Annotated in this window: 26 protein-coding genes, 1 tRNA gene and 1 pseudogene; 22 read left to right on the top strand and 6 right to left on the bottom strand. The window is 32.9% G+C overall.

Annotation, left to right across the window (positions count from 1 at the left end; translation table 11 throughout):
• The first annotated feature begins 4 nt into the window (after positions 1-4).
• From QWY90_RS10810 to QWY90_RS10875, 14 genes and pseudogenes are all read left to right on the top strand, one after another.
• On the top strand, positions 5-856 hold the full coding sequence (locus QWY90_RS10810) for a polysaccharide deacetylase family protein (protein WP_290285939.1): 852 nt from the start codon (positions 5-7) through the stop codon (positions 854-856).
• Positions 857-939: 83 nt separating this feature from the next.
• Positions 940-1193, top strand: a pseudogene (locus tag QWY90_RS10815) (thioredoxin family protein).
• 309 nt (positions 1194-1502) lie between these two features.
• The gene (locus tag QWY90_RS10820; RefSeq protein WP_290285940.1) at positions 1503-2120 is read left to right on the top strand and encodes a hypothetical protein; all 618 of its coding nucleotides are present in this window, start codon (positions 1503-1505) and stop codon (positions 2118-2120) included.
• A 45-nt stretch (positions 2121-2165) separates the two neighbouring features.
• A complete protein-coding gene (locus QWY90_RS10825) occupies positions 2166-2366 on the top strand; it encodes a hypothetical protein (protein WP_290285941.1) in 201 nt (66 codons plus the stop codon).
• Positions 2367-2395: 29 nt separating this feature from the next.
• The gene (locus QWY90_RS10830) at positions 2396-3052 is read left to right on the top strand and encodes a BON domain-containing protein (protein WP_290285942.1); all 657 of its coding nucleotides are present in this window, start codon (positions 2396-2398) and stop codon (positions 3050-3052) included.
• Between the two features lie 28 nt (positions 3053-3080).
• Positions 3081-3752 (top strand): BON domain-containing protein, encoded by a 672-nt coding sequence (locus tag QWY90_RS10835; protein WP_290285944.1) that lies wholly within the window; start codon positions 3081-3083, stop codon positions 3750-3752.
• Positions 3753-3764: 12 nt separating this feature from the next.
• Positions 3765-3986 carry a YgaP family membrane protein gene (locus tag QWY90_RS10840; RefSeq protein ID WP_290285945.1) on the top strand — a complete coding sequence of 74 codons (222 nt, stop codon included), beginning with the start codon at positions 3765-3767 and terminating at the stop codon, positions 3984-3986.
• A 34-nt stretch (positions 3987-4020) separates the two neighbouring features.
• Positions 4021-4287: a heavy-metal-associated domain-containing protein gene (locus QWY90_RS10845; RefSeq protein ID WP_290285946.1), complete on the top strand. Its 267-nt coding sequence runs from the start codon at positions 4021-4023 to the stop codon at positions 4285-4287.
• A 30-nt stretch (positions 4288-4317) separates the two neighbouring features.
• The gene (locus tag QWY90_RS10850) at positions 4318-5163 is read left to right on the top strand and encodes a universal stress protein (RefSeq protein ID WP_290285947.1); all 846 of its coding nucleotides are present in this window, start codon (positions 4318-4320) and stop codon (positions 5161-5163) included.
• A 25-nt stretch (positions 5164-5188) separates the two neighbouring features.
• A complete protein-coding gene (locus QWY90_RS10855) occupies positions 5189-5947 on the top strand; it encodes an MlaE family ABC transporter permease (protein ID WP_290285948.1) in 759 nt (252 codons plus the stop codon).
• A 6-nt stretch (positions 5948-5953) separates the two neighbouring features.
• Positions 5954-6733 carry an ABC transporter ATP-binding protein gene (locus QWY90_RS10860; RefSeq protein ID WP_290285949.1) on the top strand — a complete coding sequence of 260 codons (780 nt, stop codon included), beginning with the start codon at positions 5954-5956 and terminating at the stop codon, positions 6731-6733.
• A gap of 12 nt (positions 6734-6745) precedes the next feature.
• Entirely contained in the window at positions 6746-7783 is a 1038-nt protein-coding gene (locus QWY90_RS10865; RefSeq protein ID WP_290285950.1) for an MlaD family protein, read from the top strand.
• 29 nt (positions 7784-7812) lie between these two features.
• Positions 7813-8205, top strand: coding sequence for a hypothetical protein (locus QWY90_RS10870; RefSeq protein ID WP_290285951.1), 393 nt, complete (start codon positions 7813-7815; stop codon positions 8203-8205).
• Between the two features lie 54 nt (positions 8206-8259).
• Positions 8260-8664 carry a hypothetical protein gene (locus QWY90_RS10875; RefSeq protein ID WP_290285952.1) on the top strand — a complete coding sequence of 135 codons (405 nt, stop codon included), beginning with the start codon at positions 8260-8262 and terminating at the stop codon, positions 8662-8664.
• Here the strand turns inward: QWY90_RS10875 and QWY90_RS10880 are convergent.
• The 3 genes from QWY90_RS10880 to QWY90_RS10890 all read right to left on the bottom strand — a co-directional run bounded on the left by QWY90_RS10880 (position 8656) and on the right by QWY90_RS10890 (position 11779).
• Positions 8656-10191 carry a sensor histidine kinase gene (locus tag QWY90_RS10880; RefSeq protein ID WP_290285953.1) on the bottom strand — a complete coding sequence of 512 codons (1536 nt, stop codon included), beginning with the start codon at positions 10189-10191 and terminating at the stop codon, positions 8656-8658. The genes QWY90_RS10875 and QWY90_RS10880 overlap by 9 nt on opposite strands.
• A 517-nt stretch (positions 10192-10708) precedes the next feature.
• Complete coding sequence (locus QWY90_RS10885; RefSeq protein WP_290285954.1) at positions 10709-11005, bottom strand: hypothetical protein; 297 nt, start codon at positions 11003-11005, stop codon at positions 10709-10711.
• A 102-nt stretch (positions 11006-11107) separates the two neighbouring features.
• On the bottom strand, positions 11108-11779 hold the full coding sequence (locus tag QWY90_RS10890) for a BON domain-containing protein (RefSeq protein ID WP_290285956.1): 672 nt from the start codon (positions 11777-11779) through the stop codon (positions 11108-11110).
• Positions 11780-12138: 359 nt separating this feature from the next.
• Here QWY90_RS10890 and QWY90_RS10895 point away from each other — a divergent pair, with 359 nt between their 5' ends.
• The 3 genes from QWY90_RS10895 (at position 12139) to QWY90_RS10905 (ending at position 14741) form a co-directional block, all read left to right on the top strand.
• Positions 12139-13188 (top strand): response regulator, encoded by a 1050-nt coding sequence (locus tag QWY90_RS10895; RefSeq protein WP_290285957.1) that lies wholly within the window; start codon positions 12139-12141, stop codon positions 13186-13188.
• 137 nt (positions 13189-13325) lie between these two features.
• Positions 13326-13781, top strand: coding sequence for an Hsp20/alpha crystallin family protein (locus QWY90_RS10900; RefSeq protein ID WP_290285958.1), 456 nt, complete (start codon positions 13326-13328; stop codon positions 13779-13781).
• A gap of 489 nt (positions 13782-14270) precedes the next feature.
• Positions 14271-14741: a hypothetical protein gene (locus tag QWY90_RS10905; RefSeq protein ID WP_290285959.1), complete on the top strand. Its 471-nt coding sequence runs from the start codon at positions 14271-14273 to the stop codon at positions 14739-14741.
• Positions 14742-14934: 193 nt separating this feature from the next.
• Here the strand turns inward: QWY90_RS10905 and QWY90_RS10910 are convergent, their stop codons facing one another.
• A complete protein-coding gene (locus tag QWY90_RS10910) occupies positions 14935-16899 on the bottom strand; it encodes an endonuclease (protein ID WP_290285960.1) in 1965 nt (654 codons plus the stop codon).
• A gap of 202 nt (positions 16900-17101) precedes the next feature.
• Between QWY90_RS10910 and QWY90_RS10915 the strand changes: the two genes are divergently transcribed.
• The 5 genes from QWY90_RS10915 (at position 17102) to QWY90_RS10935 (ending at position 20857) form a co-directional block, all read left to right on the top strand.
• Positions 17102-17893 (top strand): sulfite exporter TauE/SafE family protein, encoded by a 792-nt coding sequence (locus tag QWY90_RS10915; RefSeq protein WP_290285961.1) that lies wholly within the window; start codon positions 17102-17104, stop codon positions 17891-17893.
• A gap of 95 nt (positions 17894-17988) precedes the next feature.
• On the top strand, positions 17989-19401 hold the full coding sequence (locus QWY90_RS10920; protein WP_290285962.1) for an MBL fold metallo-hydrolase: 1413 nt from the start codon (positions 17989-17991) through the stop codon (positions 19399-19401).
• An 81-nt stretch (positions 19402-19482) separates the two neighbouring features.
• Positions 19483-20211, top strand: a complete 729-nt coding sequence (locus QWY90_RS10925) for a DUF4369 domain-containing protein (protein ID WP_290285964.1) — start codon at positions 19483-19485, stop codon at positions 20209-20211.
• Positions 20212-20264: 53 nt separating this feature from the next.
• Positions 20265-20636: a TlpA family protein disulfide reductase gene (locus QWY90_RS10930; RefSeq protein WP_379691529.1), complete on the top strand. Its 372-nt coding sequence runs from the start codon at positions 20265-20267 to the stop codon at positions 20634-20636.
• 140 nt (positions 20637-20776) lie between these two features.
• Positions 20777-20857 (top strand) — tRNA-Tyr (locus QWY90_RS10935).
• A gap of 268 nt (positions 20858-21125) precedes the next feature.
• Here QWY90_RS10935 and QWY90_RS10940 read toward each other — a convergent pair.
• Positions 21126-21818 (bottom strand): SIMPL domain-containing protein, encoded by a 693-nt coding sequence (locus tag QWY90_RS10940; RefSeq protein WP_290285965.1) that lies wholly within the window; start codon positions 21816-21818, stop codon positions 21126-21128.
• A 51-nt stretch (positions 21819-21869) separates the two neighbouring features.
• Positions 21870-22514 (bottom strand): rhomboid family intramembrane serine protease, encoded by a 645-nt coding sequence (locus QWY90_RS10945; RefSeq protein WP_290285966.1) that lies wholly within the window; start codon positions 22512-22514, stop codon positions 21870-21872.
• Positions 22515-22570 lie beyond the last annotated feature (56 nt).

Genomic DNA, 22570 nt, shown 5'->3' on the forward strand with positions numbered 1-22570 from the left:
AATCATGACTTCAACACCTTTAAAGTCTCAATTTCTTTTACTCAGTTTAGTACTTTTTCTGCTTACTGCCTACATCTCTTGTTTTGATAATGAAAGAAAAAATGAACAAGCCAATCACAAAAAAACAATACTTAGTAAGGAAGCACAAACAACAACCAAAAATTTCAAAGGAAAGCATGTACCGGTATTGTGCTACCATGCCATACGAGACATTAACAAGAACGATAGTGCCAATCAAAAAACATATAGTGTCTCGCCGGCCTCCTTTTCCTCTCAAATAAAGGCTTTGGCAGATAATGGCTATACCAGTATAACCCCTGATGAACTTAAAGATTTTTACACCAAACATCATCCTTTGCCTGAAAAACCCATTCTAATTACTTTTGATGATGGTAGAAAAGAACAGTATAGTATTGGAGCCAGGATACTAGAAAGGCACCATTTCAAAGGTGTTTTTTTTATCATGACGGTTACTTTAGACAAGAAACATTATATGAATCAAAGCGAAATTAAGGCACTTTCGGACCGGGGCCATATCATAGGATGTCATACATGGGACCATAATAAGGTTACCGAGTACGATAAAAAGGACTGGCAAATTCAACTCGCTAAACCAAAGACACTGTTGGAAAACATCACTCATAGACCTGTAACCTGCTTTGCTTATCCTTATGGAGTTTGGAACTTTGCAACTGCGGATTCTGTAAAAAATTATGGTTTCACTACTGCTTTTATAGTGTTTGGTAAAGCTGACTCTACCTTGCCTTTATATACACTACAACGCATCGTTGTGAAAAATTCCGGGACAAGTAAATATTTTCTTATAATTATAGAGAAAAGTGTCAATGATAACTAATATTCATATAGCTGTAGCTGCAATCTGATTATAATCAAGAATAGCATGATTGACATTATCTTCTCTCCGACAAACCTGTTCTAATAGATTTTTATACTAATTGGTGCGATCCTTTTCAAGCACTTAACCCTGTTTGAAACAAGTTAAAGACAGTTTGGGTGAACGTGTTTCTATCATTAAAATGGATTTAGATAAGAATCTGGAAATAGCAGCATCTTATAAGGTTAAAGGAGTTCCTACGATGATGCTATTTCAAAACGGCAAACAACTTTGGTATCAATCGGGAGTTTTAAACAAAGATGAAATTATCCAAACAATACTGGAGAAATCTAACTAAATCTTACCTATTATCACAAAGCTACTATTTTTAAGAACTTCTATCAGACTTTTTATCCTGTTACTTCACTTTGGTATTTCCTTTTTTATTTTACAAAACCAGCGTAAAACTTGAAAAAATCCATCAACAAAGACAGTACATTATTAAATAATGTGCCTTCTTTTAGTTTCCGAACTGACCACTATCATATTTCAATGTGATGCGCATCATACTATTTTTGAGTCAGTTTGAAGAACTTTGATATAACAATACTGCCTTTTTTTAAAGATAAAAATCAAGGACAATAGCCAAATCTAAAGTCAAAATATCATGTTAAAAAAAACACATTATTTACTGTTTGCCCTTTTTATTGCCCTTATCAACTCTTGTAGTTCTACCCAAATTATCAGTAGCTGGAGAGATCCTGATAAACAAATCCATTCCGGTGATTGGAAAAAGGTACTAGTTGTTGCCTTATTGCGAAATGAAACCAATCGTCGCCGTGCCGAAGATGAGATGGTAAAATATCTCCACGCAAAAGGAATTACTTCTTATTCCTATTTAGGCGAAAACTTTAATCCGAAAAATGAAGAAGCACTTCGAAACAAAATAAAAAATGACGGTTTTGATGCAGCTATTACCATGCGATTGATTGATGTGGATAAAGAAAAAATATATACACCCGAGCAGCATTATATGTATCCCGTTTACTATCGGGATTTTAGCCACTATTACTACAGAAGTTGGGGTTATTACAGCACACCCGGCTACTATACCATAACAAAAAAATTCATAATTGAAACCGTGATTTATTCGATTCCCGACGATAAAATTATTTGGTCAGGGATAACCGAAACCTACGATCCTGATGGAGTTGAAAAATTAACGGATGAAATTGCCTGTGCTATCCATAAAAAAATGCTGGCCGAAGGGTTTGTTGAAAAGTAATATGATAGAAAAAGTTAAAAATAAAACCATTTAAAAACTAAAGCTATGACAATACCAAAAAAAATAAAAGGAGTTCCACTCCATAAAAAAGAGAAAAAATCAACTGCTACCAAACAACTTTCAAAGAAAACAACAGTGGCTAAAAACGATTCCAATGTCACAAAAAAATGGCAAAAGAATATCAAATTAGAATTTGAAGATGAATTTTTAAATAATTCACTTTTCCTAGATAACATTTTAGAGTAAAACAATAGTAAATCTTAAAACAAACAATTATGAGAACAGATGAACTTTTACAAAAAAATGTGCAAGATGCTCTTAAATGGGAACCTCAGCTACATGCTACTGAAATTGGTGTCACTACCAAAAACGGCATAGTGACTTTAACCGGTACAGTTGATAATTATTATAAAAAAAATGAAGCAGAAAATGCTGTTAAAAAAGTGAATGGTGTCAAAGCCATAGTAGAAAGAATTGAGATTAAGTCGGCCGATTCAAAGAGTATTAATGATAATTATATAGCCGAAAAAATATTGGATGTATTCAAATCTGATTTTTCTATTCCTGACCAAAGAATTAAACTAAAAGTGGAAAAAGGATGGGTTACCTTAGAGGGAAATGTAAATTGGAATTATCAGAAAGAAGCTGCTAAAAATGCTGTAATTGCTCTAATGGGTGTTCGTGGTGTTACTAATAATATCAAAACAAAATCAGACCGCAACGATGATGTAAAGAAAAAAGCTATTGAAAAAGCCATATACAGTAATGCTGCTTTACAACATGACCATATTGAAGTAACTGTTAAAAATAATGATGTGAAGCTCTCCGGTTTGGTCAATTCCTTTTTTGAAAAAGAAGAAGCCGAACGATTAGCTTGGAATGCTCCCGGTATTTGGTCTGTTTCTAATGAAATTGGGGTTGATTCCTTTTAAAAAATGTAAAGAATTAAGCACTGAGATTATGAATGCAAATGAAGTTTTACAAAAAAAAGTACAGGAGGCGATTGCCTGGGAACCACTACTGGATGCCGCATCTATTGGTGTTATTGCAAAAGACGGTATCGTTACTCTAACCGGAACAGTTGATAATTATACCCAAAAATTAGAAGCTGAAAATGCGGCAAAAAAAGTTGCCGGTGTAAAAGCTGTAGTCGAAAAAATTGAAATAGACTATAACCATGCAATCAGAACTGATGAGGACATTGCTAAGGAAGCTATAGAAGCACTCAAGTGGAACGTTTCAGTACCAGAAGATAAATTGAAAATCGTAGTCAGTCAAGGATGGGTTTACCTTCAGGGAGTTGTCGATTGGAACTATCAGAAACATTCCGCCAAAAAAGCGGTGGAAAACATCCCTGGAGTAAAGGGAGTCGTAAATTCTATCCAAATTAAATCAGCCGATTTTGATAAGATAGAAAAACGGGCTATTGAAAGCGCTATTCATAGAAACTCATCGCTTTATGATAAAGATATTGAGGTAGCTGTTTCGGGCAATGTTGTGACATTAACCGGAAATGTAACCGCTTATTTTCAAAAAGAGGAAGCTGAAAGAATAGCCTGGAATTCTCCTGGGGTATGGACAGTAAACAATCTATTGGCTGTAAATCAAAAGTTAAATCAAGCAGTTTATTAAAAAAATCTAAAAATGCTATTTGTAAAATCCAACATAGGTACATTAGATAAATCCATCAGGATTACATTGGCGGCAACAGCTTTTGCCATCTATTTTATCCAAATAGTAGATTCCAAAACAAATTTGCTTTTCCTACTTATAACATTCATGATGCTATTTTCTGCGATTATAGAGTATTGTCCAATATATACCTTTTGGGAATTCTCAACCAAAGAAAACGAACAACCTGATTAAATATTTTTTAATTCAAATTTTAAATCAAACAACAATGGAAACAGAAAAAATAATAGTAACCAATTTACTTTTCCAAAACGATGAAGGCACTATCAAAAAAGGGTTATTAAAGTTAAATGGTGTCGCAGAAGTAATCATTAATCCCGAGAATAATCAGGTAGAAGTAACCTATGAACATATTGACAGAGATAAAATAATAAACCGTCTTTATGCCTTAGGATACTTCGAGGATGATAAAGGAAACACTATGTTATTTCAAATGAGTAGCTCTCCTATTGCGTTACCTCAAAATTGGAATTAATAACAATATACCAAATTAAAATCATTCAAAATGAATAAAATATTAGTAACAGTGGATTTTTCGGCTAACTCCAGAAAAACCATTCGCTTTGCCATTCAATTGGCATCACAATCCAAATCAGAAATAATTTTCTATCATATGGTGAGTATGATGGTCCCGACATCCAATGCCACATGGGATTATATTTATTATGCCCAATTTCAGGAAAAAGAAGTACTACGCAGTAAAGACCGATTGGTAAAACTAATAAAAGAAGTTTATACCTCTAAATTACCATCTGGTGTCAAGTACACTTGTGTTTGCAAATCAGGTAATGACATCAGTGGTCAAATTGTTTCTTATGCTAAAAAACACAGAATTAATTTTATTTGTGTCGGAGCAAGAGGAACAGGGGTTATGGCAAAACTGTTTGGGACAGTTGCTTCGCACCTTATCACTAACTCTCCTATTCCTGTATTTGTAATTCCGAAAAATTATCGACTAAAACCTATAACCGATTTATGTTATGCGTCTGATATGGAGAATCTGGAAAATGAAATAAAAAATGTTTTGGAACTTTCAGCTTCTTTAAAGGCTTCTGTAAAAGTTCTTCATTTTGATTATGAAATAGGGCTGAAAGAAAACCAGAATAAATTAACAAAAATAGCCCAAAAATATGAAACCAAGGAAGTAACTTTTCATTATAAAAAATTAAATACACTCTATCCTTTAAACGATCATTTAAGAAAAGTATTAGCCTTATTCAAACCTTCATTGGTAGTGCTCTTTACCAAGCAAAACCGCAGATGGTTTGACCGTTTGTTGCTTTCCAGTCAATCAACAGATTTTTCTTTTACGACCAAAGTACCACTTTTAATATATAGAAAACAGAACTAATCATAGCCTTATTAAATCCATTATTTTGGAACTTAATTTTAAAAACAGTTTTAGTCACGTAGGCAATGTTGCTGCATTCTCTTCCCGATTTTTTAAAGAAATTTTTAGGTCAGGTTTCGAGTTCAGGGAATTTATACGTCAGTGTTATACTGTTGGTTACAAGTCATTACCCTTGGTAACAATAACTGGCTTTATCATGGGATTAGTGCTGACAATACAATCGCGTCCAGCTATGGCTAAGTTCGGGGCAGAATCCTGGATTCCAGGAATGGTTTCCTTATCTTTAATTAGAGAAATTGCTCCGGTGATTACGGCTTTAATTTGCGCCGGTAGAATATCTTCAGGTATTGGTGCCGAATTGGGTTCAATGAAAGTAACCGAACAAATTGATGCTATGGAAGTATCGGCCATAAACCCTTATAAATACTTGGTGGTTACCCGGACTCTGGCCACGACCTTAATGATTCCTATTTTAGTGATTTATGCCGATTTAATTGGAATACTAGGTGGTTATATCGGAGTAAATATGCATGGTGAGGTTAACATAATCCGCTATTTTTCTCAGGTCTTTGAATCTTTGGAATACTTGGATATTCTACCAGCTACTATTAAAACATTCTTTTTTGGCTTTTTTATCGGAATTATTGGCTGCTATGAAGGATTTAATGCTTCAAGCGGAACTGAAAGTGTGGGTAGAGCTGCTAATTCTGCCGTGGTATCTACTTCGCTTACGATTTTTATTATTGATATGATAGCGGTTCAAGTAACCGATTTGTTTTTTTAAATAATCATGGAAACCAAAGAAAATATTACAATCACTCCTAAGGAACTGGCCTCAAACCAACCACTGATAGCATTTAAAAATGTTCACAAATACTATGGTAGCAATAAGGTATTGAACGGAATAAATTTTTCAGTCTATAAAGGAGAAAACCTTGTAATTCTTGGCAGATCAGGTTCCGGCAAATCGGTAGCAGTTAAGTGTTTGGTTGGACTGACAAAAACCGACAAAGGCGAAATAATTGTAATGGGAAAAGATATCACAAAACTTAATGAACAAGAACTCAATCAAATCCGAATGAAAATTGGCTTTCTATTTCAAAACGGGGCTTTGTATGACTCTATGTCTGTTAAGCAAAATTTGGCTTTTACGTTACAACACAACAACAAAAAACTTAAAGAACACGAAGTTGATGCAGCCATCATTGAGGCACTGAACAATGTTGGACTCTTGGAAGCGATTGATAAAATGCCAGCAGAATTATCCGGAGGGATGCGAAAAAGAATAGGATTGGCAAGAGCCTTAATCATTAAACCTGATATTATAATCTATGATGAGCCAACAGCTGGTTTAGATACCATAACGGCACATGAAATTATAGAGCTTATAAGTAAAATTAAACTAAAATATAATGCTACTTCAATCATTATAACACACGATTTAACCTGTGCTAAATATACCGGTGACAGAATCATTGTTTTAAAAGACGGTATAATTAAAGCGGAAGGGAGTTATAGCGACATTGAAAATAATGCCGACGATTGGGTAAAATCATTTTTTGAAAAATAAACACAGTATATCATGAACAACGAGTCAACAAATAATTGGAAATTGGGCGGTTTTGTCATTATGGGCATTCTACTGTTCATTGTGGCAATTTATTTTATTGGTGTAAATAGGAACTTATTTGGTTCCAACTTTGTGTTGCGTTCTGAATTTAAAAATGTTAGTGGCTTAAAACAAGGCAGTAATGTTCGTCTTTCCGGAATTAATATAGGAACCGTTAACAAAATTACCTTTATTTCGGATTCCTTGGTTTTAGTGAAATTATTAATCAAGAAAGATGTGCAAAAATATATTAAAACTGATGCCATTGCCAGCATAGGATCTGATGGTTTGGTTGGCGATAAAGTACTTATTATTTCACCAGGTAACAGTTCTAATACCATAGTCAAAAACAATGATATTATCCCCTCTTTCAAAACCATAGAAATAGAAGACATCCTGACAAGTGTTAAAAAAAGTGCTGATAACACCAAACAAATTACGGATGAACTTATCAAATTCAGCAATAAAATGAATGATAAAAATGGGCTTTTAGCCAAGATAATGACCGATAAGAATTTTGCTGTCAGAATAGACAATACCATAGCCAATCTTCAAATCAGCGCCTCAGAAATTGCCCAATTCGCTCCTACATTAAACAACAAAAACGGAGCTATGTCTAAAATATTTACTGATAAAGAATGGACCAAAAGCATAGAAAACAGCCTTAATAACTTGCAAAACAGCTCCAATGACATTGCTGCTTTTACCTCCAAATTAAACGACAAAAACAATATACTCTCTCAAATACTCACTAACGACACTATAGCTCAAGCCTTTGAAAAAACCCTTCGCAATCTGGAAAGCAGTTCATCAGATTTGGTAAAATTCACTTCAAAAATAAATAGCGATGATAATGTCTTATCCAAACTTATCAACAATCCTAAACTAGCAAAATCTGTCGACTCTACCCTAACGAATCTTGAAAAAAGAGTCAAAGATTTCAAAGAACTTGAGGAAGCCGCTAAAAATAATTTTTTATTGAAAGGCTATTTTAAGAAGAAAAAGAAATGAAATGAAAATAAACTAAAGCCATTAAAATTATGAACGGAACGAAAAAAGTTGGTGTTTGGATGGATTATGCTTCAGCACATATAATGGAATTTTCGGAAACCCCTTTTGAAGTAAAAACCATCAAATCAAAATTCTCTTCCAACGAAAAAGCAAATGGATTAGCCAAAGGCGAAAATCACTTACATTCTAAGGAAAGACAATTCAAAGCAGATTACTTCAAAGAAATAGCAAAGTTTTTACTAGCTTATAATAAAGTTATTCTCTTTGGTCCTACGAATGCCAAAACAGAGCTTTTTAATCTGTTAAGCGAAGACAATAGTTTCTTTAATACCAGAATTCATCTGGAAGAAACAAGTAAAATGACATTGAATCAAAGAAAAAAATTTGTTCATGACCATTTCGTGAACCCTCTATATAAATAATTTGATTTTAAATTAATATAAACCAATTCTAATAATATAACCCAATAACTAATTATGAATACTTCAAACCCAATAGGCATATTTATGGATTACTCCATTGCGCATATCATGGAGCTTTCAGAAATACCAAACGAGATCCAAACCATAGAATCTAAATTTGCTTCAAAATTAATAGAAGAAAAAAATAAAGGTGAGAAACACCTGTGCAAATTGGCAAAAGAATGCAATGCCAAATATTTCAAAAAAATCGGTGAAACCATTTTACTTTATAGCACAGTGCTGCTTTTTGGGCCTACTGATGCTAAAGCTGACCTTTACAATATGCTGAGTGAAGATCCTCGTTTTTTTAGAATTAAAGCTTATTTGAAAGAAACAGGTATTATGACCCTAAACCAAAGAAACAAATTTATGAATGACTTTTTTGCCATTCCGGTATATGAATCGGCTGAGTTACCATGAATCTTCAGAAAGATATCTGGGAAAAGAAAGGGTAAATACCGTTCCTTTACCTTCTTTACTGGTAAAACTTATAGAGCCTTCCAATAGAGCAATATAATTCTTAACGATGGTTAGCCCCAAACCAGTACCCTGAATATTTTTGGCATTACTGGCGCGATAGAACTCGGTAAATAATTTTTTCTGGTCTTTAAACGGAATACCTATTCCGTGATCCAGAATACTTATGGTTACTAAAGTATCGATTACCTGAGATTCAATTTGAATTTCCTTTCCGTGTTCAGAATATTTACTGGCATTTGATAAGAGGTTTAGCAGTACGTTTTTAAGTATTTTTGAGGATTGGTTAATATAGGATTCTCCGGTATGTGAATAGTGAATACTTTGCTCATTAATTTTGACTAAAGCATCTACTTCACTTATGGTTTCAGATATGAAATCGGGTAAACTAAATTGATTCACTTCAAAATCGACAAAACCTTTTCGTAGTTTTTCCAGTGTAAAAAAATCATTCAATATAGCATTTAGATGATTAACCGAACCGGTAATCCTGTCAATGTGTTTTGTAATAAGTTCTTGCTGCCCTTTCTCTGCATAATTTTTCATTAATGAAATACTAGAAAGAATTGTGCTTAAAGGAGTCCGAAATTCATGAGAAGCCATACCTACAAAATTAGATTTCGCCTCATTCAGTTCTTTTTCTCTTTTTAATGATTCTGAAAGTTCCAACGTCCGCTCTGCTACTTTGGCTTCCAATTCTTCTTGAAAGGCTATTTGTGAAGTTATGTCTAATAGGATTGTTTGAGAAATCGTTTTTTCTTCATTGAGTTTGACAAAAACACTGCACCAAAATAAACTACCGTCTTTTCTTTTCATATGCTGGATGTTTCTCAACTCTCCATGCTCCATGATGATAATCATATTCTTTTCCCGTTCATTTGGATGTAAATAATGATCCTTTGGGTCAAAGTTTTTTATTAAATCTTCTTTGGATTCATAGCCAAACAATTTTACACCTGGAGTATTCACTTCAGTTATTTTAGAGGTAGCGACATCCATAGTGAAGATAGGTACCAAAGCATTGGAAAAGATAGCTCTGTAGCGTTCTTCACTTTTTTTAAGAGCTTCAATACTTTGTTTTCGTTCTGTAATATCCGAACGAATAGCCAAGTATTTATAAGGTTTTCCTTTTTCATTAAGGAAAGGAAAAATCGTAGTATCTACCCAATATATGGTTCCGTCTTTAGCCTTGTTTTTGATTTCTCCTTTCCATATTTTTCCATTACTTATAGTCTTCCATAGTTGCTTGAAAAAATCTTTAGAATGGAAACCCGAATTAATAATATGGTGGTTCTGTCCAATTAATTCTTCTTCACTATATTTTGAAATTTTACAGAAATTATCGTTGGCATATTGTATTATTCCTTTTTCATCAGTTATAGCCACAATATCGGCAGCATCCATAGCTGTTTTATAATCAAAAACGTCTTTAGTTAAGGCTTTGAAATCTATTTTCTCTTGAGAGTTCATCTTCTTTGGACAAATTACTATTAAAAGTAGTTCAAATTATTTTATCTTGACTTTAAAATAGATAGTTTATTTTTCTTTTTTGCGGTTCATACCACTCGTGTTTATGGTAAATCATTCGCCACTTGTATAGATAACTGTGCTGATTTATTATATAAATCCTTTAGCAAAATATAAACTATAGTACTAATTATTGCTGCAAAAAAAATACCACATTGAAATGAGATAGTTATCATAATATATATTAGTAAGCAAATAAAATACTAAAATGGCCAAACCCCATGCTACCATTCTTTTAAAAGGAGATATGAAAGAAGGAATAATAGTTACAACTGCATATAAATAGCCTCCAACCCAATTAAAAAATATCAGGGTAATTTTGCAGACATGAAATATGATAACCGTCTATTTTCAGCTTTTACTTCAAAATTCATGAAAAAACCAAGTCATGCATAAAGAAACTACCAACCCAAGCCCTATAAAATAGAGAGTAGTAGTCTTGCAAAAAGATTATTTTAAGCTATTGTATTGACAAAGATACCCAGACGGGCCAAACAATTTGAGCAATAATAATAAAAACTGAAGCGGCAATTTTTTTGAGCTTTATAATGCTTTCATTTGGCAGGACAATCCACAATATGCCTTCTGCAAATTGCTGAACAGCAAACAATAATGGGATAGCCGCAAAAAGATATTGCGAAGGCTGGTGTACTTTTTTTATTGAAGCATATCCTATAGCGGAAAGACTGTTCCAGCAGTAAAACTCGCAGTTACTGAAAAACACATAAGCAGTATGTTTAAGTAAATTACTATTCAAGAATATTTACACTATTCCGTGCAGAAAGTAATAGACATATATTTTCTTTTTAGAGTATAACGTAAATAAAAAAGACGGGAGCAATACTCCCCGCCTTTTTTATTAAACAGCGTAGTCGTATTTGTAATCAATAACCAAATTGTTATCTACGAACAACACTCCTGGTGTTTTCCATGCTATTTTTTCGGCTTCCTCTTTTTGATTGAGTGATGTAACGGTTCCATTTAATATAACTTTATTATTATTGACTGAAACCCTAATATCATCAGCATTGATAGACCAATGACGTCGCAAAGCATTTTCGATAACCTTTTTCTCAAGCTCGCTTTTATGCAACGATTTAATCTGAATGTGATTGAATACCCCTTTGACTCCTGGTACATTTTCAATAGCATGTTTAGCGGCTTCTTTCTGATAATTCCATGTTACGTCCCCATTAAGTGTTACCCAGGCATCATCTACCTCAATTTTAATTTTTTCATCTGGAACATTCCAGTTGTTTCGCAAAGCTTTTAACACCTCTGCTGCAATTTCATCGTCAGTTTTGGTTTCGGTGAATGAGTATTTAACATCAATCTTTTCAACTAGTGCTTTCACTCCCGCAACTTCCTTAGCAGCTGTTTCAGCAGCTATCTTTTTACTGTAATTATCTACTGTTCCTGTTAAGGTTACAATTCCGTCATGCACTATAACACCAATTTCGGCGGCATGAAGTTGTGGTTCCCATTTAAGGGCATCCATTACATCTTTTTGTAGTTGTTCATTACTTTTCATTGTAAAAAAATTTAATTGTTATTTTAAAAAACTATCAGAATACTGAAAGCTCTGATACAAAATCTTAACAAATTTAAGCTAGGTCATCACAAGTAATACTGATAGAAATCATTCAAAAAAATGATTTTAAACAAGTTCGTTTTTTAGTTAACTCTTACCAATCATATTATACTAACTTAGAGTTCTAATTTATATTTACATATTAACATTTGTTAAATAGGAATAAATAATAAATGATTGTTTTTTATTGATTTACATTGATTTTTTCTGTAAATTCGATATGGCATCTTAATCAGAATAATAATCTTGCCTCGCCCCTTATAGTTATAACTAATCTACAGTATTTAATTCTTTATTATATGAAAAAAGTACTTGTTATTGAGGACAATTTTGAAATGCGGGATAATATTACTGAAATCCTTCAATTGTCAGATTATGAAGTTTTTACTGCCGTTAACGGAAAGCTAGGTGTAGAAATGGCACTAAAGCTCCTGCCTGACGTAATTTTATGTGATATCATGATGGATGAACTGGATGGCTATGGGGTTCTCTTCACATTAAACAAGCATCCTGAAACCAGTATCATTCCTTTTATTTTTATTACAGCCAAAACACAAAAACAGGATTTACGTAAAGGTATGGAAATGGGTGCCGATGATTATCTTACCAAGCCATTTGATGCCATTGAACTCTTAAATGCTATTGAGACACTTCTAAAGAAAAGAACACTTCAAAAAGACTTCTACAGCAAATCCATACAACAAATGCAACAGTTGTCCACTGATGTAAAAGGGCTTACTGAGTTAAATAAAATCATTGAAGAGAGAAAACATAGAATAGTAAGAAAAAAACAAGCGTTGTATTATGAAGGCGATAAAGTAACCGGCATTTATTTAATCCTCAAAGGAAAAATTAAAACTACTAAAATTGCTGATGACGGACGGGAACTTACTACTGCTATCTATGATGCGGATCAATTCTTGGGCACCAACGTCTTGTTTTCAAGTGATAGTTATATTGATAATGCCATTGCCATGGAAGAATGTTCTCTTAGTTTTTTTCCGATACAAGAAGTTGAAAAATTAATTAGTCAATATCCTGATGTGGCCAGTAAATTTATTAAAATACTTTCCAATGAGGTGTGTGATAAGGAGGAACAATTGATTAAGATAGCATACTCTTCTGTTCGTAAAAAAATAGCGGATTCTTTATTGAATTATCATAAACAACATTGCCATAATGGTGAAAAAATCAATCTCACCCGTTACGAAATAGCCAATTTATCTGGTACTGCTCCGGAAACCGTTAGTCGTACGCTAACTGACTTTGAAAACGAAGGACTCATTGATAAAAGTCGTAATGAATTAATATTACTCAATCCACAGAAACTCAGTAACCTAAGAAATTAAGTCCTATATTCCATTAATTTTATCTGTTTAGTAATGATGCAAATCAAGATATAGTGTGATTGCCGTCATTCCTTATACTAGTATAGTATCCTAAATTTGTTCTAATAAATTATTGTTTAATTATAAATCAAATTATCATGACACTAGTAGCAACAAAAAAAAGAAACGGAAGATTGTTTCCTAAACTTATGGATGATTTCTTCAACAATGATCGATTTTTAATGGATATAAATGGTACTTTTCCAGATATGAGTTTCCAGAACGTATTGCCTGAAGCCAATATCGTCGAAAACAAAAAAGAGTATCAAATTGAGTTAGCAGCACCTGGTCTCGACAAAAAAGATTTCAATATCGAAATGAAAAACGGTATGCTAACCATCAGCGCCGAAAAAGAAGCCGAAACCAAAAGTGAGGACAAAAACTATCTCACAAGAGAGTTTTCATATAGTTCGCTTTACCGTTCATTTGTTTTGCCTGACAATTTAGTTGCCGACAAAATCGACGCTAAGTATGAGAATGGAGTGTTGAAATTGAAACTTCCAAAAAGTGAAGTCAGCATTAAGGAACCTGTTAAACATATTAAAGTGACTTAATCTAAGGTTTACTAATTAAAAATCCCCGCTTTTGCGAGGATTTTTTTTAATAACATAATAATAATTAGTGATATTACAAACTTTTTGATTCATTTTTAAAATTTTCAAACTGCCCTCATTCTGTTATTTAATAGTGTTTCAAAATATAATCTCGGTAATTTGTATATGGCATTGCTATAATAGCAAACACATTCGACATCATAATTTAGGTAACTATTTTTACAAAATGTAAAACGTATTGTTAAGCATTTGATGGGGCTATAGAAAATCAATAGTAAAAAAGAGTTTTTCATTTTCAAAGGAGTTATGGTTACTAACAAAACTAATCCAATTAAAACGTTGAAAATGTGATACATATCAAGCGGAACTTTGATTAGCATCAGTTATATTGCTAATACAAATAACGATATTTGCTATACTATAGATTGGTATTATCAGACTATTCACAAATTACCCAAGGATTATTATTAATTCTAAAAAATTACCACAATGAAACCTATTACTAAGAACAGCTCATTTATCTTGATTCTTTTTTTATTAATGCTTACCTGTGCTAAAGAAACAGAAGAAACCAATACAAACATAAATGAGAAAATTTTTAAAAATGAAAAAGTAGATGCCAAAACAGCAATGGCAGACTGGCTTAAATTTAATTCTACCGCAGATAATTTATTAGCTATAACAACAACCAATTTAAAATCATTGCAAGCAAAAAGCGAAAAAGCCTTAGATAAAATGGAAAAAGAGGCTTTAACTGATAGCTATAAACAGACTAAAAATCAGTTTATCGAATTAAAGAACCGTCTAGAAAAAGAAAATATTGTCTTTAAAAAAGATCTAACTACATACAACAAGCAAACAGAAATAAAATATCATACTTTCAAAAACCTATTCTTGCATGACATTCTAGAATTAAACAACAATCTGGAAGATATCTTGGATGAAATCAATAGTAATTAATTTTTTCATTTTCAAGTAAAATAAATTGAATCTAAACACAGCTATTTTTTCTTGTGATATGAAATAAATGACAACTCCTTGCAAAACAATAATTCTTATACTTTGCAACTTCGCAAGATTTTTATTTTAAACAAAATATACTTTATTTTACTTCAGTCATCTCAAATGAAACCTAATTAACCTCAATCAAAAATTACTCTACTACGATTTTTTTGAATACTGTTTTGCTGTTAGCCGTTATTTTTGCTAAATAAATCCCTGGTGCTAAGTTTAGATTTATGCTTGTTTCACCTGAAAAATTTTGCTCATAAACTTTTTGTCCAAGAGTAGAAAACATTTCGACTTTTGCATCAGTTGTAATTCCAAAAATGGTTACATTCCCTTTAGTTGGATTTGGATACAGTACAACTCTGGCAGCATCAAAAGTAGTATTTGACAAAGGTGCAAACCATGTCTGTCCAAAGTTGGCTCCAAAAACATAATCTGCTAAATCCGGATAATCAATAAACGGATTTCTATTTACTTGCCAAGTATAAATGTAGTTGTTTCTATTCATTTCGAAATCGTCTTTTGGGTCAGCATGATTCCATTGTAACAACAATGCTAAATCTCCAAGTTGTCCCACAGTAGAATTTGCCGGATTTCCATTGACAACACTTAAACCATTATATCTACAAGCCATATAAAACAGTGCTCGAGCTACATCACCATGCCAACTTCCTTGTGTTCCTGTTGGCCCAAGATATTCGCCATAATCTTTGTTATTTCTGATACTATTTTCCGGACCGTCTTCGGCTCTTATATGATGTGCATCACCATGACCTGCCATAATATCATTGGCATTGGTTGGCAACCAAACATTTATTCCGTCAGGTATTGATGATGTTCCATCACTGTAACCGCCACGAGATTGTGGATAAATATGCTCTCTATTCCACTTTCCTGTGTTGATTCCGGTTTCTTGAATATCTAATTTAGAGCGTGGTTGTTCTACATACATCAACCAAACCTGATTACTATTCAAAGGATTTTGATCGGCTTTCTTTAAAATAGTTTCAACATCACCATAATTATGAGCATGAACCACACTTGGATTAGCAATAATGTCCTGAATAGCTTGCTTTAAAGTTGCGCCTGATTTTCCTTCCAAAGAGTCATAATACCCAATTGGAATTGTTGGTGTTACTATTCCATAAGTTGGATTTAATGGTGTTCCCCATGGTGAAACAACAAAATCATTATCAATAACCCTTATCTCTATGAAATCATTTATGCGACAGTAAACAGAAGGGAGTGTTCCAAATTTAATTATTGCCGTTTCATCTCCTTCATCTAAAACATCATCTACAAAGTTAATTGTTGCCGTATAACTTGATGTTCCTGCGACCATGGCTACTGAAGTACTTCCGGTGTAATCTGCATTGTTGATAGTTCCGGTATTGATCGAAAAAGTGAAATTTAAAGCTGATGTTATAGGTGTTTGCGTAGTGAAAATTATGTTCATAGAACTTCCCTCTGTAACTTGTCCTGCAACGGCGGTTGAAGTTGAAATTGTAATTCCATTAAAAACAAAACCACTTCCATCGTTATTTGCGCCCGGAGTTGGTGCTTTGGTTTCATATGTTCCATCGTTTTTTCTTTGAATGGATTGAGTAGTTTGTGCTCCATTCGCATTTTCATCAATTTGCGAAATTACGCCCAGTGCAGTCATCAAAGCTGTCGCATCAACATCGCTTGTATCATATACTAAAGCATCTATCAAATTGGTTGTTGTTGCAATCGTATTATTTGGAAAATCTGTTGCATTTCCTAAATAAATAGCAACTCCATCAGGTCCATTCTGAAAAGTACTATCTGTTAAAAGTTTGGTTGGAACTGGAGAAACTAGTTGGTTTCCAAGCACTATAATTCCATTGACATCTGTAGTCAATCCATCTAAATCAATAACATAATAACTCTTAGTGGCTAAAGTCCCTGTTCCGTTAAAAAATACAAGTACGTAACCATTTAGCGATAAATTGGCTACTGTAGATTTTAATTCGATAAACTGTTTATCGTTTGTACTTGGCGTATCCGAATCTAATTCGTTTATAACAATTTGTGCATTACTTACCGAAAAAGCAAGAAATGCCAATAGCAACATTATTTTTTTAAACATTATTCTTAAATTGTGGTACACAAATATATTTATAAGAAAAAGTTAAATCATAATTCCACTACTGAATTAACTATAAAAAAGTATTAATATCCATTTAATAAGGAAAAAACTTTAAAAAAAAACATTTATAATCTAATTGCAAAATACTAAACCATTCTTTTTTGATACAATTACACTATTTTTACACCATCAATCTTTAGCAATGTTAGAAATTTTAGGATATATCGGAGCTTTATTTATTGGTATAGTATTAGGAATTACTGGTGGCGGCGGTTCGATACTAACGGTTCCTATATTGGTTTACCTTCTACATTATAATCCAATAACTGCCACTGCATATTCCTTATTTATTGTTGGAACTACTTCTGGTTTTGGAACGATACAAAATTTAAAAAAAGGGCTTGTTGTACCAAAAACGGGTTTGCAATTTGCCATTCCCTCGGTGATTGGGGTTTATATAACTCGGAAATTTATTGTCCCAAAAATACCAGAAACTATATTATACTTTGGTTCCGTCCAATTATCAAAAGCTACTTTTTTAATGTTGATTTTTGCCATTATCATGTTTATGGCTGCCTATTCAATGTTAAAAAACAAAAGAGAAGATGTCGCTGTGAATGCTAAGTCTAAATCATTGGCTGTAGTTATTTTACAACTATTCTTAGTAGGTATTTTAATTGGATTGATTGGTGCCGGTGGTGGTTTTTTAATTATTCCTGCCTTATTGAAATTTGCCAAATTACCAATGAAAAAAGCCATCGGGACTTCATTACTGATTATTACTATTAATTCACTATTAGGATTTATTGGTGATGTCCAAAACATGGAGATTGATTGGGCTTTTCTAATTTCATTTACTACTTTTTCTGTAGTTGGAATTTTTATTGGCCTTTATATTCAACATTATATCAATGAAAAGCATTTGAAAAAAATATTTGGTTTTTTTGTTTTGATAATGTCATTCTTTATTCTTTATAAAGAACTTTTATCATAAAGTATTCTAAATTCGTTGCTTATTTTTGTTACTATACATTAATTTTGCCACTCAATCTGCTACGGCGGAAAACAGTACGTTGTAAAACCTTTTTTATGAAAATCGAACAAATATATACCGGATGCATTGCTCAAGCAGCTTACTATCTTGAAAGCAATGGTGAAGCCGCTATTTTTGATCCATTGCGTGAAGTTCAGCCTTACTTGGATAGAGCCAATAAAGATAATGCGAAGATTAAATACATTTTTGAAACTCATTTTCATGCTGATTTTGTCTCCGGACATTTAGATTTGGCACAAAAAAGTGGTGGAGAAATTGTGTATGGTCCAACAGCAAATCCGGAATTTAAAGCTATAATTGCTAAAGATAACCAAGAGTTTAAAGTTGGTCATTACACTGTCAAAGCGATTTATACTCCGGGACACACTATAGAGAGTACTTGCTATCTTCTTATTGATGAAAATGGAAAACAACACGGAATTATTACCGGAGACACTTTATTTATAGGAGATGTTGGCCGCCCAGATTTGGCTCAGGCTTTAGTAGAAGATTTGACTCAAGAGAAATTGGCTGGTTATCTTTTTGATTCACTTCGAAATAAAATCATGCCGCTTTCTGATGATTTGATTGTATATCCTAGTCATGGTGCCGGAAGTGCTTGTGGTAAAAACATGAGTAAAGAAACTACAGATACTTTAGGCAATCAAAAACGAACCAATTATGCTTTGAGAGCTGATATGACTAAAGAAGAATTTACCAAAGAATTATTAGAGGATTTAGGCACACCACCAGCCTATTTTCCTCAAAACGTGATGCTAAATATCAAAGGATACGAGAGTTTAGACAGTGTAATTGAAAAGAGTAATATTGGCCTTTCGCCAAGAGAATTTGAAGCAGTTGCCAATCAAGGTGATGTTGTGGTTTTGGATGTCAGACACGAAGATGACTTTGTAAAAGCGCATATTCCTAATTCAATTTTTATTGGAATTCAAGGAAATTTTGCTCCTTGGGTTGGTTCAATGATACGTGATGTCAACCAAAAACTTTTGCTGATTGTTCCTGAAGGAAAAGAGGAAGAAACTATCACCAGATTATCTCGCGTTGGTTTTGATCATGTTTTAGGCTATTTGAAAGATGGCATAGAAGCATGGAAAAAAGCGGGTTTCGAAACAGATAGCCTACGTTCTATTTCACCTAATGAATTTGCTAGAGAATTAAATTCGAACAGCATAATTGTTGACGCCAGAAAACCAAGCGAATACCAAGCCGAACATGTTGAAAGCGCTTTAAATATTCCTTTAGATACCATTAATGAAAACTTTCAAATGGTTCCAAAAGGTGACAATTTTTATATACATTGTGCCGGCGGTTACCGTTCAGTTATTATGGCATCCATTTTAAAATCGAGAGGAATTCATAACCTTATTAATGTTGAAAAAGGAATGAACGGAATTAAACAAACAAATGTTAGCTGTACAAAATTTATATGCCCATCGACAAAAAAATAAATCAAAAAAAAGTTTAAATATGTAATTATTCAATAAGCAAATTAAATACATTTGCATTCTTTAAAAATTTAAAATAAAAAAATGAAAAAAATACTTCTTTTAGTAGCTGTTGCTGTAGTTCTGTTTTCATGCAAGAACTTAGCTGAAGGTGAATATGAAATTACAGGAACTGTAAAAGGAATGAAGACTGGTTTAGTTTACCTGGAAAAACAAAGTCCAATGGGCATGGGACCACAAGCTATCGATACTGTAAAAATTGTTGATGGAAAGTTTGAGATCAAAGGAAAAACGACAGAACCGGAAATTAGCTTTATTCAAATTGATAAAGTAAACGGCAAAGTTCCTTTTATCCTTGAAGGTGGTGAAATTGAAATTACAGTTGATAAAGACAGTATATTCAAATCTAAAACAGCAGGTACTTACAGTAATGACGAGTTTGCTACATTCAATGATGAATCTACTAAAATTCAAAAGAAACTGCAAAAAACCGTTATGGCTTTTCAAATGAAAAACATGACTTTAATGAATGAAGCACAGAAAAACAATGATACTGTGACAATGAACCGATTAAGAAAAGAGTATGATGTAATTCAAAAAGACATTACTGATTACACTTTTGGTTATCCAAAAACACATCCTAAATCATTTATCAGTGTTTTAATCATCCAAATGATGTCAAACAATCCGAAATACACAAAAGATATTGAAGGACTTTACAACGCATTGGATCCAACATTGCAAAAAACAAAACCAGGGAAATCAATTAAACAAAACATTGATAGTTTAAAAAAAAAGCCAGCCTTAAAGTAGTTAGCGTTGGTCAGTTAGCTCCTAATTTTAAAGCGCCAACTCCAAATGGAAAAATGGTTTCTTTAAAAGAAAGTTTAGGGAAAGTTACTTTGATTGATTTTTGGGCTTCTTGGTGCCCTCCTTGCAGACAAGAAAATCCTACTGTTGTTGCTCTTTACAATGAATTTCATAGTAAAGGATTAAATATAATTAGTGTTTCTCTCGATGAAAATAAAGGAAGTTGGACAAAGGCAATTGAACAGGATAAATTAAGCTGGGCACAAATTTCCAATCTAAAAGAAATGAAAGATCCTATTGCAGTGCAATATGGAGTTACTCAAATACCGACAACCTTTTTGTTGGATGCTACAGGAAAAATTGTTGCTGTAGACACAAGAGGTGATGATTTGAAATCAAGAATCAAACAACTTTTAAGCTTAAAATAATAAAGAATAGAAAAAGTATCCTTAAGGAGATTTTTTATTTCACTTATAACCAAAACATTAAGAAAAGGGTTGCGAATTAGTCATTTTTTTATTTGTGAAGCTGAAAAGTGTTTTTATATTTGCAATCGCAATATGCAAATGGGGAGATACTCAAGCGGCCAACGAGGGCAGACTGTAAATCTGCTGTGTGAACTTCGCAGGTTCGAATCCTGCTCTCCCCACGAATAAATGGATTTAAAAAAGAAAACGCCAAGCTTGCTTGAGCGTTTTTTATTTGATTTCATTTTCAGAGCGTAGCTCTGAAGGATGATTCGAAGCAAAATCCTGCTCTCCCCAAAATGTTTTTTAAAAAAAAACAAGCAATAGTAAAGGTATTTTGTTTTAAAATGACACTATGCTTAAGTTAACGAAGTAATCCTGTCAATTCAATCTAAAAAAACTCCTCAGTTTCCTGAGGAGTTTTTCCAATTTTATAATCATGCGAACTTATTATTCTAATGCAAAAGTCACGCTTACATTCGTATTTATTTCAATTTCACCAACCGCTAATGTTTCTCTTGGTGCGGCGCCATCTGCAGCCATTGCCATCACATTTCCTTTATACATAGGTTGCGGATAATAGCTTTGGGAGTTATCGGTAATCAACAATGCTTTACCTATTTTTTGTCCAAGAACTGAAACATAATCCTGTGCTTTTTGTTTGGCATCTACCATTGCTTTTTTTCTGGCATCTCTTTCATAATCTTCCATTTTAGATGATTTAAATTCTACACCTTGAATGTTATTCACACCTGCATCATTCAATCCCATCATGATCTCATCATACTTTGTCAAATCTTTTAGGGTAATACTCAACGTTTGATTGGCTTGAAAATTATATTTCTTTTTTTCGTAATCATAACTTTTATTCAAGCTCACATTGTTTGTTTTGTAATCTGTTACCGGAACACCACTTTTCTTTAAAAACTTAATCACTTTATCAACCACTTCATCATTCAAAGATTTTACTTCTTTGGCATCTTTCCCTGAATTTTGAAAGCCAACCGTAACTATAGCTTGGTCTGGAACTATTTTAACTTTTCCTTCTCCTGTAACTGTAATTTGAGGTATAGAATTTTTTTGCTCTTGTGCTTGTAATGTTACAGCAAAAATCGTTGCTATAATTAAAAATGTTTTTTTCATGATATTTGTTTTTATTTGATTGTTGTTTCGGCTTTTCAAAAGTTGTGCCAATTATAATTTCCCCATTTTTGCCATCACAAAAAGAATGATAATGGGTACTGCTAAAAGAATAACCATAAAAGTGCTTTCTTGGAGCAATGCTGGCTCTTTTAACAACGTAATAGCATAACCTCCAATAGCACCGCCAAAATGCGCAGTGTGTCCAATATTGTCTCTTCTTGATTTCATTCCGTAGATCGAATATAGCAAATAACCAATTCCGAAAATATAAGCCGGCATTGGTATAATTCCGAATATTCCAATAGTCATATCAGGATATAATAAAATCGCAGAATATATAATTCCGGTTACAGCTCCAGAAGCACCTACAGCACGATAACTATATTCATTACCATGAAAAACCATAGTGAGTAAACTGCCAAAAATCAGACTTCCTGCATAGATTAAAAGAAAAGTCAGATTCCCTAAAGTCTGAGTAATTACTGGGGCAAAAGAATATAAAGCTATCATATTAAATGCTAAATGAACTATATCAGCATGAAGAAAAGCGGAGGAAATCATTCTTATTTGCTCACCTGCACGAATACTTCCGACATGAAATTGATACTTTCTAAAAAAAGATTCGTCGTTGAATCCTTTGATACTAAATAAAACATTGGCTCCAATTATTGCCAATACAAAAATGTTGTCCATCATTTGAAATATTTCAGTAAAAATAATAATACTTATTTAGCAATTGTTAAATAGAACAC

This window comes from Flavobacterium paronense (genome assembly GCF_030409795.1).
GTDB lineage: Bacteria > Bacteroidota > Bacteroidia > Flavobacteriales > Flavobacteriaceae > Flavobacterium > Flavobacterium paronense.

Excerpts from the sequence above, each read along its gene's own strand:
- QWY90_RS10910 (WP_290285960.1), bottom strand. The coding sequence starts at position 16,899 with ATGTTTAAAAAAATAATGTTGCTATTGGCATTTCTTGCTTTTTCGGTA.
- QWY90_RS10890 (WP_290285956.1), bottom strand. The coding sequence starts at position 11,779 with ATGAAAAGTAATGAACAACTACAAAAAGATGTAATGGATGCCCTTAAA.
- QWY90_RS10880 (WP_290285953.1), bottom strand. The coding sequence starts at position 10,191 with ATGAACTCTCAAGAGAAAATAGATTTCAAAGCCTTAACTAAAGACGTT.
- QWY90_RS10835 (WP_290285944.1), top strand. The coding sequence starts at position 3,081 with ATGAATGCAAATGAAGTTTTACAAAAAAAAGTACAGGAGGCGATTGCC.
- QWY90_RS10905 (WP_290285959.1), top strand. The coding sequence starts at position 14,271 with ATGAAACCTATTACTAAGAACAGCTCATTTATCTTGATTCTTTTTTTA.
- QWY90_RS10920 (WP_290285962.1), top strand. The coding sequence starts at position 17,989 with ATGAAAATCGAACAAATATATACCGGATGCATTGCTCAAGCAGCTTAC.
- QWY90_RS10830 (WP_290285942.1), top strand. The coding sequence starts at position 2,396 with ATGAGAACAGATGAACTTTTACAAAAAAATGTGCAAGATGCTCTTAAA.
- QWY90_RS10870 (WP_290285951.1), top strand. The coding sequence starts at position 7,813 with ATGAACGGAACGAAAAAAGTTGGTGTTTGGATGGATTATGCTTCAGCA.
- QWY90_RS10820 (WP_290285940.1), top strand. The coding sequence starts at position 1,503 with ATGTTAAAAAAAACACATTATTTACTGTTTGCCCTTTTTATTGCCCTT.
- QWY90_RS10865 (WP_290285950.1), top strand. The coding sequence starts at position 6,746 with ATGAACAACGAGTCAACAAATAATTGGAAATTGGGCGGTTTTGTCATT.
- QWY90_RS10845 (WP_290285946.1), top strand. The coding sequence starts at position 4,021 with ATGGAAACAGAAAAAATAATAGTAACCAATTTACTTTTCCAAAACGAT.
- QWY90_RS10915 (WP_290285961.1), top strand. The coding sequence starts at position 17,102 with ATGTTAGAAATTTTAGGATATATCGGAGCTTTATTTATTGGTATAGTA.
- QWY90_RS10900 (WP_290285958.1), top strand. The coding sequence starts at position 13,326 with ATGACACTAGTAGCAACAAAAAAAAGAAACGGAAGATTGTTTCCTAAA.
- QWY90_RS10925 (WP_290285964.1), top strand. The coding sequence starts at position 19,483 with ATGAAAAAAATACTTCTTTTAGTAGCTGTTGCTGTAGTTCTGTTTTCA.
- QWY90_RS10930 (WP_379691529.1), top strand. The coding sequence starts at position 20,265 with ATGGTTTCTTTAAAAGAAAGTTTAGGGAAAGTTACTTTGATTGATTTT.
- QWY90_RS10840 (WP_290285945.1), top strand. The coding sequence starts at position 3,765 with ATGCTATTTGTAAAATCCAACATAGGTACATTAGATAAATCCATCAGG.
- QWY90_RS10875 (WP_290285952.1), top strand. The coding sequence starts at position 8,260 with ATGAATACTTCAAACCCAATAGGCATATTTATGGATTACTCCATTGCG.
- QWY90_RS10860 (WP_290285949.1), top strand. The coding sequence starts at position 5,954 with ATGGAAACCAAAGAAAATATTACAATCACTCCTAAGGAACTGGCCTCA.
- QWY90_RS10945 (WP_290285966.1), bottom strand. The coding sequence starts at position 22,514 with ATGATGGACAACATTTTTGTATTGGCAATAATTGGAGCCAATGTTTTA.
- QWY90_RS10825 (WP_290285941.1), top strand. The coding sequence starts at position 2,166 with ATGACAATACCAAAAAAAATAAAAGGAGTTCCACTCCATAAAAAAGAG.
- QWY90_RS10940 (WP_290285965.1), bottom strand. The coding sequence starts at position 21,818 with ATGAAAAAAACATTTTTAATTATAGCAACGATTTTTGCTGTAACATTA.
- QWY90_RS10850 (WP_290285947.1), top strand. The coding sequence starts at position 4,318 with ATGAATAAAATATTAGTAACAGTGGATTTTTCGGCTAACTCCAGAAAA.
- QWY90_RS10895 (WP_290285957.1), top strand. The coding sequence starts at position 12,139 with ATGAAAAAAGTACTTGTTATTGAGGACAATTTTGAAATGCGGGATAAT.
- QWY90_RS10810 (WP_290285939.1), top strand. The coding sequence starts at position 5 with ATGACTTCAACACCTTTAAAGTCTCAATTTCTTTTACTCAGTTTAGTA.